The organism is Streptomyces novaecaesareae, from assembly GCF_000716875.1.
GTDB classification, from domain to species: domain Bacteria; phylum Actinomycetota; class Actinomycetes; order Streptomycetales; family Streptomycetaceae; genus Kitasatospora; species Kitasatospora novaecaesareae.
Genome location: NZ_JNWQ01000038.1, coordinates 22,164 through 36,802 on the forward strand (window position 1 = coordinate 22,164; position 14,639 = coordinate 36,802).

The 14,639-nt window shown below is 70.8% G+C and carries 10 protein-coding genes and 1 tRNA gene; 5 read left to right on the forward strand and 6 right to left on the reverse strand.

Going from position 1 to position 14,639, the window contains the following annotated elements; all coding sequences use genetic code 11:
• On the reverse strand, nucleotides 1-603 hold the full coding sequence (locus OP86_RS16640; RefSeq protein ID WP_030055429.1) for a GNAT family N-acetyltransferase: 603 nt from the start codon (nucleotides 601-603) through the stop codon (nucleotides 1-3).
• 167 nt (nucleotides 604-770) lie between these two features.
• Nucleotides 771-2,054 carry an adenylosuccinate synthase gene (locus OP86_RS16645; RefSeq protein ID WP_030255451.1) on the reverse strand — a complete coding sequence of 428 codons (1,284 nt, stop codon included), beginning with the start codon at nucleotides 2,052-2,054 and terminating at the stop codon, nucleotides 771-773.
• Between the two features lie 126 nt (nucleotides 2,055-2,180).
• Between OP86_RS16645 and OP86_RS16650 the strand changes: the two genes are divergently transcribed.
• From OP86_RS16650 to purM, 3 genes are all read left to right on the forward strand, one after another.
• Nucleotides 2,181-3,026, forward strand: coding sequence for a diacylglycerol kinase family protein (locus tag OP86_RS16650; protein WP_030255454.1), 846 nt, complete (start codon nucleotides 2,181-2,183; stop codon nucleotides 3,024-3,026).
• A gap of 305 nt (nucleotides 3,027-3,331) precedes the next feature.
• Nucleotides 3,332-4,915, forward strand: a complete 1,584-nt coding sequence (gene purF / locus OP86_RS16655; protein ID WP_030255458.1) for an amidophosphoribosyltransferase — start codon at nucleotides 3,332-3,334, stop codon at nucleotides 4,913-4,915.
• An 82-nt stretch (nucleotides 4,916-4,997) separates the two neighbouring features.
• On the forward strand, nucleotides 4,998-6,083 hold the full coding sequence (gene purM / locus OP86_RS16660; protein ID WP_030055424.1) for a phosphoribosylformylglycinamidine cyclo-ligase: 1,086 nt from the start codon (nucleotides 4,998-5,000) through the stop codon (nucleotides 6,081-6,083).
• 387 nt (nucleotides 6,084-6,470) lie between these two features.
• On the opposite strand, the gene OP86_RS16665 is transcribed toward purM, so the two are convergent.
• The gene (locus OP86_RS16665) at nucleotides 6,471-6,728 is read right to left on the reverse strand and encodes a DUF3073 domain-containing protein (protein WP_030055423.1); all 258 of its coding nucleotides are present in this window, start codon (nucleotides 6,726-6,728) and stop codon (nucleotides 6,471-6,473) included.
• A gap of 383 nt (nucleotides 6,729-7,111) precedes the next feature.
• Nucleotides 7,112-8,269: a Glu/Leu/Phe/Val dehydrogenase dimerization domain-containing protein gene (locus tag OP86_RS16670; RefSeq protein WP_030055422.1), complete on the reverse strand. Its 1,158-nt coding sequence runs from the start codon at nucleotides 8,267-8,269 to the stop codon at nucleotides 7,112-7,114.
• A 207-nt stretch (nucleotides 8,270-8,476) separates the two neighbouring features.
• Here OP86_RS16670 and OP86_RS16675 point away from each other — a divergent pair, with 207 nt between their 5' ends.
• Nucleotides 8,477-9,400 carry a DUF8083 family protein gene (locus OP86_RS16675; RefSeq protein ID WP_234434777.1) on the forward strand — a complete coding sequence of 308 codons (924 nt, stop codon included), beginning with the start codon at nucleotides 8,477-8,479 and terminating at the stop codon, nucleotides 9,398-9,400.
• A 487-nt stretch (nucleotides 9,401-9,887) separates the two neighbouring features.
• A complete protein-coding gene (gene bldC / locus OP86_RS16680) occupies nucleotides 9,888-10,094 on the forward strand; it encodes a developmental transcriptional regulator BldC (protein ID WP_014137253.1) in 207 nt (68 codons plus the stop codon).
• A gap of 346 nt (nucleotides 10,095-10,440) precedes the next feature.
• Here bldC and OP86_RS16685 read toward each other — a convergent pair.
• Both OP86_RS16685 and hrpA read right to left on the reverse strand, forming a co-directional pair.
• A tRNA-Asp gene (locus OP86_RS16685) sits at nucleotides 10,441-10,514 on the reverse strand.
• Between the two features lie 124 nt (nucleotides 10,515-10,638).
• The gene (gene hrpA, locus OP86_RS16690) at nucleotides 10,639-14,631 is read right to left on the reverse strand and encodes an ATP-dependent RNA helicase HrpA (protein ID WP_051830161.1); all 3,993 of its coding nucleotides are present in this window, start codon (nucleotides 14,629-14,631) and stop codon (nucleotides 10,639-10,641) included.
• Between the last annotated feature and the right edge of the window lie 8 nt (nucleotides 14,632-14,639).

Genomic DNA, 14,639 nt, shown 5'->3' on the forward strand with positions numbered 1-14,639 from the left:
TCAGCCCCGCGAAAGCCGTTCCACCAGGCGGGACTTGGCGGCCGGCCACTCGTCGGCGAGCATCGCGAAGTAGGCGCTGTCCCGCCAGGTGCCGTTGGCGCGGAGCCTTTCGCGGCGGTGGATGCCCTCGAACTGGGCGCCGAGGCGCAGGATCGCGTTGCGGGAGCGGTCGTTGAGGGCGTCCGTCTTCCAGGAGACCCGGCCCATGCCCAGGTCCTCGAAGGCGTGGGTGAGCAGCAGCAGCTTGGCCTCGGTGTTGACGGCGGTGCGCCAGGCCGAGCGGGCGTACCAGGTGCCGCCGATCTCCACCAGCTCGTTCTCGGCGCTGAAGTCGTAGTAGCCGGTGATGCCGACGGCCTTCCCGCTCGCCAGGTCGACGACGGCGAACTTCACCGCCGTCCCCCGGGCGACCTCCGCTATGCGGGTGTCGAGGATGGCGCCCAGGTCCTCCTCCGACGCGGGCGGGAGGAAGGGGATCCAGCGCCAGACCTCGGGGTCGGGGCCGACGGTGGCCCAGAGCTCGGGCAGGTGGCGCCGCTCCAGCGGCTCCAGGCGGATGTGGCGGCCGGTGAGGGTGACGGGCGTGGGCAGCTTCGCGGTCATGATCCGAACGTAGCGGCGATCTGCACTAGATACAAGAGGTATCTGCACTAGTGCAAAATGGGAACGAAGGGCAAGGCGAAGGGCCCCGCGGGACGAATCCCACGGGGCCCTCGAAGCGACCGGCGACCGGCGATCGGCAATCGGCGATCAGCGACCGGCGATCAGGCTCAGATGAACGAGTTGAGCTGGATCGTCTCGTCCCGGCCCGGGCCGACGCCGATGGCCGAGATCGGCGCGCCCGACATCTCCTCCAGCGCCTTGACGTACGCCTGGGCGTTCTTGGGCAGCTCGGCGAAGGTCTTCGCCTTGCTGATGTCCTCGGTCCAGCCCGGCAGGGTCTCGTAGATCGGCTTGGCGTGGTGGAAGTCCGACTGGTTGTAGGGGAGTTCCTCGACCCGCCGGCCGTCGATCTCGTACGCGACGCAGACCGGGATCTGCTCCCAGCCGGTCAGCACGTCGAGCTTGGTGAGGAAGAAGTCGGTGAGGCCGTTGACCCGGGTCGCGTAGCGCGCGATCACGGCGTCGAACCAGCCGCAGCGGCGGTCACGGCCGGTGGTGACACCGCGCTCGCCGCCGATCCGGCGCAGCGCCTCGCCGTCCGCGTCGAGCAGCTCGGTCGGGAACGGGCCGGAGCCGACGCGGGTCGTGTAGGCCTTGAGGATGCCGATGACCCGGTCGATCTTGGTGGGGCCGATGCCGGCGCCGGTGCAGGCGCCGCCCGCGGTCGGGTTCGACGAGGTCACGAAGGGGTACGTGCCGTGGTCGACGTCGAGCAGGGTGCCCTGGCCGCCCTCCAGCAGGACGACCTTGTTCGCCTTCAGCGCCTCGTCCAGGACGAGGGTGGTGTCGGCGAGGAAGGGCTTGATCTTCTCCGCGTAGCCCAGGTACTCCTCGACCACCAGGTCGGCCGGGATGGTGCGGCGGTTGTACAGCTTGACCAGGATCTGGTTCTTGTCGTGCAGCGCCGCCTCGATCTTCTGGCGCAGGATCGACTCGTCGAACAGGTCCTGGACCCGGATGCCGACGCGGTTGATCTTGTCCGCGTAGGTCGGGCCGATGCCGCGGCCGGTGGTGCCGATCCGGCGCTTGCCGAGGAAGCGCTCGGTGACCTTGTCGAGGGTGCGGTGGTACGGCGTGATCAGGTGGGCGTTGCCCGAGATCAGCAGCTTGGAGGTGTCGATGCCGCGCTCGTTCAGGCCGGCCAGCTCGGAGAGCAGCACGGCCGGGTCGATCACGACGCCGTTGCCGATGACCGGCGTGACGTTCGGGCTGAGGATTCCGGAAGGGAGCAGGTGCAGGGCGTACTTCTGGTCGCCGATGACCACCGTGTGACCGGCGTTGTTGCCGCCCTGGTAGCGGACGACGTAGTCGACGGAGCCGCCGAGGAGGTCGGTGGCCTTCCCCTTGCCCTCGTCCCCCCACTGAGCGCCAACGAGCACGAGTGCCGGCACAGGCGTACACCCCTTCCGGTTGGGGCATCCTGCGTAGGCCGCAGTCTGCCCCGAGATAGACGAAGCCCCTGGCGCAATGGCGCAAGGGGCTCTTGCACCGAGAGATTACCTGAGGAAGGACCGGTCGTGTCGTCCCTGTCCACGCCTGGAACCGGCGGCCCCGAGCCGCTCCTGCTGCTCCTCGACCCGGTGGCCCGGCAGACCGACGGCGAGTCGGTGCGGATCGCGAAGGACGTGCTGTGCGGGGGCGCGGACGTCAAGGTGGCCTACCCGGAGAGCCCTTCCGAACTCGACCGGGTGCTTTCGCACCGGGGTCGGAGGCGACCGGTGGTGATCGGTTCCGATCTCGCACTGCAGCGGGTGCTCCAGGCGCTCCACCGGCAGCGTGAGCTGGGCACGGAACCGGTGGGGATGGTTCCGGTCGGTCGTGCGGAGGAGCTCGCGACGGCCCGGGCGCTGGGCGTGCCGGGGGAGCCGGTCCGGGCCGCGCGGGCGGTGCTGTCGGGCGCGCCGCGCCGGCTGGACCTGCTGGTGGACGACGGCGGCGGGGTGGCGCTGGGCGGGGTGCGGATCACCGGCGGGGGCTCGCGCCGACTGGTGGGCCGTTCGAGTGGCTGGCGTTCGCTATGGGCGAAACTGGCTGCGGCCGAGCAGGCGAACGCACTCACCCCGGAGGGGGTCGACCACAGCCCCCGGGTCCGGGTCGAGGCCGACGGCCGGCTGCTCGCGGACGTCCACCGGCCGGTCCGGCTGGTCCAGGTCACGCTGCCGTCCGGGGTGTCGGACGGGACGGGCGAGATGGACGTCGTCGTGCGCGCCTCCGGCGCCCTGGTGCGGGCCCGGGCGGCGAGCGTCTCGGTGGTCGGCCGTGGCTTCGGCTACGAGGCGGACGGCCACCCGGTCGGCCCGGTCCGGGCCCGCACCTGGACGGTGCACCCGGGCGCCTGGGGCCTGCTCCTTCCGGCCGCCTAGGGCGCGGGGGCCGCCGCCCGGCGCCCCGGGGCGCCGGGCGGGTCGGCGTACGGCCCGGCGTGAAGCCGGGGTGAACACCAGGTGAGCAGGCTCACGTTCGGCTCCGCCCCGACCGCCGTCGCTCCGCACACGGAACTCCCCAACAGGCGCGAACCGCAAGGCCAACCGCTGCCCGCCGGAATTCCGGCGACCCGAAATCCCCACCCCGTAAGGGGTTTTGTCTACGCGCGTTACTCACAGATCGTCCGACAATCCCGGCATCCCGGGTTCCGGAAGCCTGTGCCAACTGCCCTAGACTCGAAGGCGTGCCACGTGGTGACGGAAGACTCAACCACGATCTTCTTCCCGGTGAGAAAGGCCCCCAGGACGCTTGCGGCGTCTTCGGTGTCTGGGCTCCCGGCGAGGAGGTCGCCAAGCTCACGTTCTTCGGCCTTTACGCCCTGCAGCACCGCGGTCAGGAATCCGCGGGCATCGCAGTGAGCAATGGCTCCCAGATTCTCGTCTTCAAGGACATGGGACTCGTCTCCCAGGTCTTCGACGAGGCCTCGCTGGGGTCCTTGCACGGGCATATCGCCGTCGGACACGCCCGCTACTCGACCACCGGTTCCTCGGTCTGGGAGAACGCCCAACCGACTTTCCGGGCGACCGTGCACGGTTCGCTGGCCCTCGGGCACAACGGAAACCTGGTGAACACCGCCGAACTGGCGGCCATGGTCGCCGAACTGCCCGGTGAGGAGCACATCTCCCGCTCGGGCCGGACCGCCGCGACCAACGACACCGACCTGGTGACGGCCCTGCTGGCCGGCCACCCGGACCTCTCCATCGAGGAGACGGCCAAGGTCGTGCTGCCCGAGGTCAAGGGCGCGTTCTCGCTCGTCTTCATGGACGAGCACACCCTCTACGCCGCCCGCGACCCGCAGGGCATCCGCCCGCTGGTGCTCGGCCGGCTGGAGCGCGGCTGGGTGGTCGCCTCCGAGACGGCGGCGCTGGACATCTGCGGCGCCTCCTTCATCCGCGAGGTCGAGCCCGGCGAGCTCATCGCCATCGACGAGAACGGCATGCGCAGCTCCCGCTTCGCCGAGGCGAAGCCCAAGGGCTGCGTGTTCGAGTACGTCTACCTGGCCCGCCCCGACACCTCCATCGCCGGCCGCAACGTGCACCTCTCCCGCGTGGAGATGGGCCGCCGCCTGGCGAAGGAGGCCCCCGTCGAGGCCGACCTGGTGATAGCGACGCCCGAGTCCGGCACCCCCGCCGCGATCGGCTACGCCGAGGCCAGCGGCATCCCGTACGGCTCCGGCCTGGTGAAGAACGCCTACGTGGGCCGCACCTTCATCCAGCCCAGCCAGACCATCCGCCAGCTCGGCATCCGGCTCAAGCTCAACCCGCTGCGCGAGGTCATCGCCGGCAAGCGCCTGGTGGTCGTGGACGACTCGATCGTGCGCGGCAACACCCAGCGCGCGCTGGTGAAGATGCTGCGCGAGGCGGGCGCCGCCGAGGTGCACATCCGGATCTCCTCGCCGCCGGTGAAGTGGCCCTGCTTCTTCGGCATCGACTTCGCCACCCGCGCGGAGCTGATCGCCAACGGCATGACCATCGAGGAGATCGGCCGCACGCTCGGTGCCGACTCGCTCTCCTACATCTCGATCGACGGCATGATCGAGGCCACCAAGCAGCCCAAGGACCGGCTCTGCCGGGCCTGCTTCGACGGCGAGTACCCGATGGAGCTGCCGGACCCGGCACTGCTCGGAAAGCTCCTGCTGGAGGCCGAGATCAAGGGCGGCCAGCAGCAGCCGGCCGTGCGCGGCAAGCCGACCAGCGGCAGCGACCTGGACGGCGTCCAGTCGCTGCTCGGCGGGGCGGGCGCGGCCGACGCGCTGCGCCGGCCGTAAGCGTTCCAACGGTGGGGTCCCGCGAACCGGGGCCCCACCGCTGTTCCAACCCCCACCACAGACCCGAGAGGGCCGCACCGCAGTGACCAGCAACCAGAACGGCGCCACCTACGCCGCAGCCGGCGTCGACATCGAGGCGGGCGACCGCGCCGTCGAGCTCATGAAGCAGTGGGTGAAGAAGGCCAACCGCCCCGAGGTGGTCGGCGGTCTCGGCGGCTTCGCCGGCCTCTTCGACGCGTCCGCCTTCAAGAACTACGAGCGGCCGCTGCTGGCTTCGGCCACCGACGGCGTGGGGACCAAGGTGGCCATCGCCGCCGCCATGGACAAGCACGACACCATCGGCCACGACCTGGTCGGCATGGTCGTGGACGACCTGGTGGTGTGCGGCGCCGAGCCGCTGTTCATGACCGACTACATCTGCGTCGGCAAGGTCGTCCCGGAGCGGGTCGCCGCGATCGTCAAGGGCATCGCCGAGGGCTGCGCGCTGGCCGGCTGCGCCCTCGTCGGCGGCGAGACCGCCGAGCACCCGGGCCTGCTCGGCCCGGACGAGTACGACGTGGCCGGTGCCGGCACCGGTGTCGTGGAGGCCGACGCGCTGCTCGGCGCGGACCGGGTCCGGGCCGGCGACGTGGTGATCGCGATGGCCGCCTCCGGCCTGCACTCCAACGGCTACTCGCTGGTCCGCCACGTGCTGCTGAACCAGGCCGGCTGGAAGCTGGACCGCAAGGTCGAGGAGTTCGGCCGCACCCTCGGCGAGGAGCTGCTGGAGCCGACCCGGATCTACTCGCTGGACTGCCTGGCGCTCACCCGCGCCACCGAGGTGCACGCCTTCTCGCACGTCACCGGCGGCGGCCTGGCGGCCAACCTGGCCCGGGTCATCCCGGACGGTCTGCACGCCCGCCTGGACCGCGGCACCTGGACCCCGCTGCCGGTCTTCCGGACCGTCGCCGAGGTCGGCAAGGTGGCCACCCTGGAGATCGAGAAGACGCTCAACATGGGCGTCGGCATGGTCGCGGTCGTCCCGCCGCACTCGGTGGACGCCGTGCTGTCGATCCTGGAGGACCGCGGCGTCGAGTCCTGGCTGCTCGGCGACATCGTCGAGCGCACCGACGAGCACGAGGGCGGCGCGGCCCTCTACAACGCCTACGAGGGCTTCCGGACGGTCTGACCGGACCCGACCGACAAGAGGCCCTCCGGTGCACCGGAGGGCCTCTGTTACTCGCCCGCTCGCCTCCGGGGCGCTCGGACCCGGTGCCGACGGTCGGCGCTCCGGCGCTCGTGCCTCGCTTGTCGCTTCTCCCTTTCGGCACCGGCGCGCCCCTTCGGCTCGGGGCGGGGACTCGCCCGCTCGCCTCCGGGGCGCTCGGACCCGGTGCCGACGGTCGGCGCTCCGGCGCTCGTGCCTCGCTGGTCGCTTCTCCCTTTCGGCACCGGCGCGCCCCTTCGGCTCGGGGCGGCGCCGGCCGCGGGCACCGGAGGTGGGCCGCCCGTTCGCGGGAACGCCGAAGACCGGCCCGGCGCCTGGGCGCCCGGACCGGTCCGGCGAAGCTGCTGGTTACGAGCGGCGGGAGGCCTGCGAGGCCCCGGCGCCCGGCTCGTTGTCGTCCTCGTCGTCGAGGTCGGCGTAGCGGGCGGCGTACTCCGCGTACGGGTCGTCGTCCTCCTCCTCCTCGATCGGCTCAGGGTCGATCGAAGCGGTGGACGGCGATACGCCCAGCTCGTTGGACAGACGGTTAGCGTCGAACCCGCCGCTGTTGTACTTCAGCTCGCGGGCGACCTTCGTCTGCTTGGCCTTGGCCCGGCCGCGCCCCATGGGTCGACCCCCTCAACGATGGGGCTCACGGCCCCGAGTCTGACACGTGTTCATGATCAGGATCGGCCTGCCCGAATGGGAGGACCGTCCCTTGGAGCATTAACGGTACCTGTTTCCGCCGCTGGACGGTACGTCGTCGGTGTGACGTGGCGCGCACCGACCGCACCCGAGACCAGGTCTTCCCAGGTCAGGGGAGGTTTTGCGGCGATTTGCACGCTGTCCAGAGGTGTCTTGGGTCCGTCGTTCCAGGACTGATTATCCCCCCTAGGGGGGCGTTGGATCACCCGATCGGGCGCAGAAGTGAGAATCCGGTTCCACATCGTGATGCGCGGGGGGCCACTGGGGCGGCCCCCCGCGCGTACGGGGTCCGGAGGGGGCCGGGATCAGGCGCGGCGGGCGCCCGGCAGCAGCACCGTGCGCAGCGCGCTGATCTCACGCATCCGCTTCTCGGCCAGGCGGTCGGCGGCGACCGCCGGCGGGACGCCGTCGGCGGCGGCGCGGGTGAAGATCTCCAGGGTGGTGTCGAAGATCTTCGTGGCCTTGTTCTTGGCCCGCTCGAAGTTGAAGCCCTCGATCTCGTCGGCGACCTGGATGACGCCACCGGAGTTCACCAGGTAGTCCGGCGCGTAGAGGATGCCGCGGTCGGCGAGGTCCTTCTCGACGCCCGCGTGCGCCAGCTGGTTGTTGGCCGCGCCGCAGACGATCGAGGTGCCGGCCTCGCCCAGTGCGGCGACGACGTCGTCGGTCAGCGCGCCGCCGAGGGCGCAGGGGGCGTAGACGTCCAGCTTGGCCTGGATCAGGGCGGCGGTGTCGGCGACCACCTCGACCTCGGGGTGGGCCGCGCGCACGCGGTTGACGGCGGCCTCGAAGGGGTCGGTGACGACGACGTCGGCGCCGTCCGCGACCAGGTGGCCGACCAGGTAGTGGCCGACCTTGCCGACGCCCGCGACGCCGACCCGCTTGCCGCGCAGGGTCGGCTGGCCCCAGCGGGCCTGGGCGGTGGCGCGCATGCCCTGGAAGACGCCGAAGGCGGTCAGGATGGACGAGTCGCCGGCGCCGCCGTGCTCGGGCGAGCGGCCGGTCACGAACGAGGTCTCGCGCGCGATGACGTCCATGTCCTGGACGTAGGTGCCCACGTCGCAGGCGGTGATGTAGCGCCCGCGCAGGGACTCCACGAAGCGGCCGTAGGCCCGGAGCATCGCCTCGTTCTTGTCCTTGTTCGGGTCGCCGATGATGACGGCCTTGCCACCGCCGAGGTCCAGCCCGGCCAGCGCGTTCTTGTAGGACATCCCGCGGGACAGGTTCAGCGCGTCCTCCAGCGCCGCCTCCTCGGAGGCGTACGGGAAGAAGCGGGTGCCGCCGAGGGCCGGGCCGAGCGCGGTGGAGTGGATGGCGATGATGGCCTTCAGGCCGGAGCTGCGGTCGTGGCAGAGGACGACCTGCTCGTGGCCGTCGCCGGGGGCGCCGTCCTGCTCGGTACGGAAGATCCTGCTGAGCACGCCGGGTGCGGGGTGCGTGGCGGGGGTCTGTACGTCGGTCACTGTGGTGACTCCAGTAGGGAAGGCCCGCTGCTGTGGTGCGGGCGCCTAAGGCAGAGGGTAGTCGCGCGCGGGCCGCGGATCCGCCCTCTTGTCCGAGCTTGTGCCGGTTGTCCGAGGGGTGAGACGGGAGACGGTGCGCGGTGCGGACGCGAACGGTTCGCGGGCGCGCTCTCCCGGGCCCGGACGGCGCGTGCGACGATGCAGGACGTGACCGTCGTACGTACTTCCGTACAACCGCCCTACGCCGCCCACCTGCGGGTCTACGAGCCGCTGGCGGCCTATCCGGAGCCCGAGCGGGCGCGCTGGCAGGTCTACGCGGCGGAGCGCGGGCCGGACGCCGGGGAGGCGGCACAGCCGGTGGCCGCGGCGGTGCTGGAGGAGCAGCGGGAGGCGCTCGCGGGGCTGGTCTCGCGGACGCCCAGGGCGCTGCCGGAGCGGGAGAGCGGGCGGGCGTACCTGCGGGTGGTGGACGGCGTACTGTACGTCTGCCCGTGGGCGACCAGGCTGCGCAGCTGGCAGGCGCTGGAGGAGCTGCGGGCCGGGGCGCCGGTGGCGCTGCTGGACGCCGCGCTGCCGCCGGTGGCCAGGGCGGCCGCCGAGGCGGACCGGGAGCGCTGGCGGGCCGAGCACCCGGACGCCCGGCCGTGGATCCTCACCAGCCGGTGGGAGGTGCCGGTGCGCTGGTTCCTGCCGTTCGGGGACGAGGACCGCTGCTTCGTGCCGGGCGGGGAGCCGGCGCCGGGCGGGGAACCGTCCGGCGCAGGGGAGGGGGAGCGGGGCGGCCGGCCGGCGGCGCTGTTCTACCTGGTGCCGATGGCGCAGGCGCGCCGGCGGGTGGCGCGGGCCTACCGGGCGCTGCGCGAGGCGGTGCCGGAGGGGGAGCTGGTGCGGGGGGCGGAGCAGGTCGGGCGGTGGCTGGAGGAGTTCCATCCGCGCTCGCTGGTGGAACTGGACTACGGGGGCCTGGTGCATCTGCTGGGGCCGGAGCGGCTGTTGGCGGACCGTTCGGCGGGGGAGCTGGAGGAGGGGCTGCGCGCGCTGCGGGCGGGGGACACCGCGGAGGCGCTGCGGGTGTACGGGGAGCTGACGGTGCGGTGGCGCCGGGTGCTGGCGCTGCGGGACGCGAACTGACGTCGGACCGCCCGTGTATGACTGTAAGAGTCCTAGGGACCGCGAGGTCGATGACCAAGGTCCCGGTTCGGGTCAATAGCTGCCGAACGTGACACTACTCACCGTTGACGCGAACTTACCCCTATGTGCAAAAATGGGACAACCAGCCCAACTTCACGTGAGCGTGCCCACTTTTGGGTGGTTCTGGAGTCGATGCGTGCTTTGCGGGGAAACGGAGGGTCTGGTCCCCTCGTAACCGGATGTCATCGTCGCGTGACTGTCCGTTATGGGGTGGTCCATCGCCATCCGTCGGCCTTGAACCCGTGAGGGGTCAATTTTGGCGGTTTGGTCGATAGGGCTGGACGGATGGTGTAGTTGTAGACACCAGGACAAGCCGTTCGTCCTATAACCGACTCGGCCCGTCTATGCCATTTCGGGCATCGCGGGCCAAGGTGCAGAATTTGAAGGATAGAACCGCCCTGGTTCGGTTCTCCCGAGGAGGCCGCTCATGACCGCTCGTACCCCTGATGCTGAGCCGCTGCTGACGCCGGCAGAGGTTGCCACCATGTTCCGCGTGGACCCGAAGACGGTCACCCGCTGGGCCAAGGCGGGCAAGCTGACGTCGATCCGCACGCTCGGTGGTCACCGCCGTTACCGTGAGGCGGAGGTGCGCGCTCTGCTGGCCGGGATTCCCGCCCAGCGCACTGAGGCCTGATAGGCCAAAGGCTCTTTAAAGGGGCCGCTTACCGGACTCCGCCGGGTCCGGTAAGCGGCCCCTTTGTCGTGCTTCCCGGCGCCCTCGGGTCTGTCGGAATGCTGAACTCCGGATAACGATTTGATGCTCATGTGGTGGGGGGGATTTACAGTGAATAGCTGTGAAATTTTACATATTAAATTAGTGGCCTCTTGGGCAGGGTGGGGCGCGGCCGGGTTCGGGAAAGCGTGAGTGACGACTGTCACGCGGTCTGTCACTTGTGGTCCAGACCTGGTCCGGGGTAGGAGCCGGACGGCAAAAAGCGAGAGGCCCGGAACCTGACGGTTCCGGGCCTCTCGCACTGCGGCGATCCCGACGGGACTTGAACCCGCGACCTCCACCTTGACAGGGTGGCGAGCTAACCAACTGCTCCACGGGACCAGAGGTTTTCTGATCTCGTTCACTCGCTTGCCGCGCTGCGAACAAGACAGACTGTAGCCCATGGTGGGCCCCCAGGTCGAACCGGCTCCTGGAGGCCCACCCGCAGCTCAGAGCGGCGCCCGGGTCAGAGCGTCGCCCGCGCCGCCTCCATCGCCTTCAAGATCCGCTTCTCCGACACCGGGCTGGGCGTGCCCAGCGACTGGGCGAAGAAGCTGACCCGCAACTCCTCGATCATCCAGCGGATCGCCCGCACCTCCGCGGAGGGCTGCCGCCCGGCCGGCACCGCCGCCAGCAGCTCCCCGTAGGCCTGCTGCACCTGCTGCACCTTCAGCAGCTGCTGGGCGTCCCGCTGCGGGTGGTTGGGCAGCGCCTCCAGGCGGCGGTCCACCGCCAGCAGGTAGCGCTTGAGGTCCGGCAGCCGCTGCCAGCCGGTGGCCGTCACGAAGCCCGGGTGCACCAGCGAGGCCAGGTGCAGCCGGACGTCGTTCACCGCGTTCAGCAGCACCGGGCTGCTCACCGACTTCAGCCGGGTCGAGGCCTTGTGGAAGGCGATCAGCGCGGTGGCGGTCTTCAGCGTGGTGTCCGCGGACAGGTCGTACAGGTCCGTACGGACCTTGTCGTGCAGCTTGGCGAAGGCCGCCTCCTCCCAGGCCGGTCCGCCGGCCAGGGCCACCAGCCGGTCCGTCGCGGCGGCCACGACGTCCTCGAAGAGGGCGTTGATCGAGCCGTGCGGGCTGTGCGAGAGCGCCAGCTTCGCCTGGTTGCCCAGCCGGCCCTGGATCGACTTGGCGGGGGAGGTGGTGGTCAGCATCAGCAGCCGCCGGGTGCCCTCCCACATCGCCTGCGCCTGGGCCTCCGGGGTGTCGAACAGCTTCACGCCGACCGCGGCGCCCTCGTCCACCAGGGCCGGGTAGGCGCGCAGCGAGTGGCCGCGCGAACGCTGCTCGAAGGTGCGCTGCAGGACGGGCAGGGAGGCCGGCCAGGCGGTCAGCCCGCTCTGCTCGATGCCCTGGCCGGAGGCGGCCGAGGACAGCGTCTCCTTCAGCTTCGGCTTGAGCTTCAGCCGCAGCTCCTCCAGGTCCTTGGACTCGGCGAGCTTGCGGCGCCCGTCCACCACCCGGAAGGTCACCCTGAGGTGGTCCGGCACCCGCTCGTCGTCCCAGGCCTCCGGCGGCACGGTGACGGCCGTCAGGCGCTTCAGGGCGCGCTCCAGCGAGGGCAGCAACGGCTCCTGGCGGTCCTTCAGCGAGCGCAGCGCCGCCTTGGCGAAGTCCGGCGCCGGCACGAAGTTGCGCCGGACCGCCTTCGGCAGCGACTTGATGTACGCGGTGACCAGCTCCTCCCGCAGGCCGGGAATCTGCCAGTCGAAGCCCTCCGCGGTGACCTGGTTGAGCACCGGCAGCGGGATGTGCACCGTCACGCCGTCCGCGTCGCTGCCCGGTTCGAACTGGTAGGTCAGCTGGAAGCGCAGCTTGCCCTGCTGCCAGTAGTCCGGGTAGTCGGCCTCCGTGACGCCGTCGGCGGCGTCGTTGATCAGCATCGACTTCTCGAAGTTCAGCAGGTCCGGCTGCTCGTGCCGGGCCTTCTTCCACCAGGAGTCGAAGTGCCGGGTGGAGACGACGTCCCCGGGCAGCCGGGAGTCGTAGAAGTCGAACAGGGTCTGGTCGTCCACCAGGATGTCCCGGCGGCGGGCCCGGTTCTCCAGCTCCTCGACCTCGCCGAGCAGCTTGCGGTTCTCCGCGAAGAACCTGTGGTGGGTCTCCCAGTCGCCCTCGACCAGCGCGTTGCGGATGAACAGCTCGCGGCAGAGCTCCGGGTCGATCCGGCCGTAGTTGACCTTGCGCTGGGCGACGACCGGCATCCCGTAGAGGGTCACCTTCTCGTACGCCAGCACCGCGCCGGCCTTCTTCTCCCAGTGCGGCTCGCTGTAGCTGCGCTTGATCAGGTGGCCGGCCAGCGGCTCGACCCACTCCGGCTCGATCTTGGCGTTGATCCGGGCCCAGAGCCGGGAGGTCTCCACCAGCTCGGCCGACATCACCCAGCGCGGCGGCTTCTTGAACAGGCCGGAGCCCGGGAAGACCGCGAAGCGGGCGCCGCGCGCACCGCCGTACTCGCGCTTCTCCACGTCGAACAGGCCGATGTGGGAGAGCAGGCCGGCCAGCAGGGACTGGTGGATCCGGTCGGCGTCCGGCTCGGCGTCGGGGTGGGGCTCCTCGATGGTGACGCCCAACTGCTTGGCGACGGTGCGCAGCTGGGTGTAGATGTCCTGCCACTCCCGTATCCGCAGGTAGTTGAGGAACTCCGCCTTGCACATCCGGCGGAAGGCCGAGGAGGAGAGCTCCTTCTGCTGCTCGCGGACGTAGCGCCACATCGCCAGGTAGGAGAGGAAGTCCGAGGTCTCCGAGGTGAACCGGCGGTGCCGGTCGTCGGCGGCCTGGCGCTTCTCGGCGGGGCGCTCGCGCGGGTCCTGGATGGAGAGCGCGGCGGCGATCACCATGACGTCGCGGACGCAGCCGTTGCGGTCCGCCTCCAGCACCATGCGGGCCATCCGCGGGTCCACCGGGAGCTGGGCGAGCTTGCGGCCGAGCTGGGTGAGGCGCTTGCGCGGGTCCTTCTCCTCCGGGTCGAGCGCGCCCAGCTCGTGCAGCAGGTGGATGCCGTCCTTGATGTTGCGCGAGTCCGGCGGGTCCAGGAACGGGAAGGCGGCGATGTCGCCGAGGCCGGCCGCGGTCATCTGCAGGATCACCGAGGCCAGGTTGGTGCGCAGGATCTCGGCGTCGGTGAACTCGGGGCGGGAGAGGAAGTCCTCCTCCGAGTACAGCCGGATGCAGATGCCGTCCGAGGTGCGGCCGCAGCGGCCCTTGCGCTGGTTGGCGCTGGCCTGGCTGATCGCCTCGATCGGCAGCCGCTGCACCTTGGTGCGGTGGCTGTAGCGGGAGATCCGGGCGGTGCCCGGGTCGATCACGTACTTGATGCCGGGGACGGTGAGCGAGGTCTCGGCCACGTTGGTGGCCAGGACGATCCGGCGGCTGCTGGAGCGCTGGAAGACCCGGTGCTGCTCGGCCGAGCTCAGCCGGGCGTACAGCGGCAGGACCTCGGTGTTGCGCAGTTTCAGCCGGTTGAGGGCGTCGGCGGTGTCGCGGATCTCGCGCTCGCCGGAGAGGAAGACCAGGATGTCGCCCGGGCCCTCGGCCTGCAGCTCCTCGGCGGCGTCGCAGATCGCCTGGACCTGGTCCCGGTCGCGGTCGACGGCGTCTTCCTCGGCGTCGTCGGCAGTGTCCTCGGCGAGGGGCCGGTACCTGACCTCGACCGGGTACGTGCGCCCGGAGACCTCGACGATCGGGGCGTCGCCGAAGTGGCGGGCGAAGCGCTCCGGGTCGATGGTCGCGGAGGTGATCACGACCTTGAGGTCGGGGCGGCGGGGGAGCAGCTGCTTGACGTAGCCGAGGATGAAGTCGATGTTGAGGCTGCGCTCGTGCGCCTCGTCGATGATCAGAGTGTCGTACTGGTGCAGCTCGCGGTCGGTCTGGATCTCCGCGAGCAGGATGCCGTCCGTCATCAGCTTGACCAGGGTGTCCTGGCCGACCTGGTCGGTGAACCGGACCTTCCAGCCGACCGCCTCGCCGAGCGGACTGTCCAACTCCTCCGCGACCCGCTCGGCCACCGTGCGGGCGGCGATCCGGCGCGGCTGGGTGTGGCCGACCAGTCCGCGCACGCCGCGGCCGAGCTCCAGACAGATCTTCGGGATCTGGGTGGTTTTGCCGGAGCCGGTCTCACCCGCGACGATCACCACCTGGTGGTCCCGGATCGCCGCCAGGATCTCGTCCTTCTTCTGGCTGACCGGCAGCTCGGCGGGATACGTGATCGGCGGGACGGCGCTGCGGCGCTGCTCGACCAGCAGCTCGGCGCGGTCGATGTCCGCGGCGATCTCGTCGGCGATCTTCTGCCGGGCCTCGGGCTTGCGCACCCGGCGGGCACCCTCCAGCCGGCGCCCGATCCGCACCTGGTCGCGCAGGGTCAGCTCGGGCAGACGGGCGGCCAGCTCACCGATGCCGGGCCCCTCGGCGGGCGCGGACGCGGGGGCGGACTGGACTGCGGGAGAACTCACTGCGGGCATCCCTCTAG

Excerpts from the sequence above, each read along its gene's own strand:
- OP86_RS16640 (WP_030055429.1), bottom strand. The coding sequence starts at position 603 with ATGACCGCGAAGCTGCCCACGCCCGTCACCCTCACCGGCCGCCACATC.
- bldC (WP_014137253.1), top strand. The coding sequence starts at position 9,888 with ATGACCGCTCGTACCCCTGATGCTGAGCCGCTGCTGACGCCGGCAGAG.
- hrpA (WP_051830161.1), bottom strand. The coding sequence starts at position 14,631 with ATGCCCGCAGTGAGTTCTCCCGCAGTCCAGTCCGCCCCCGCGTCCGCG.
- OP86_RS16665 (WP_030055423.1), bottom strand. The coding sequence starts at position 6,728 with ATGGGGCGCGGCCGGGCCAAGGCCAAGCAGACGAAGGTCGCCCGCGAG.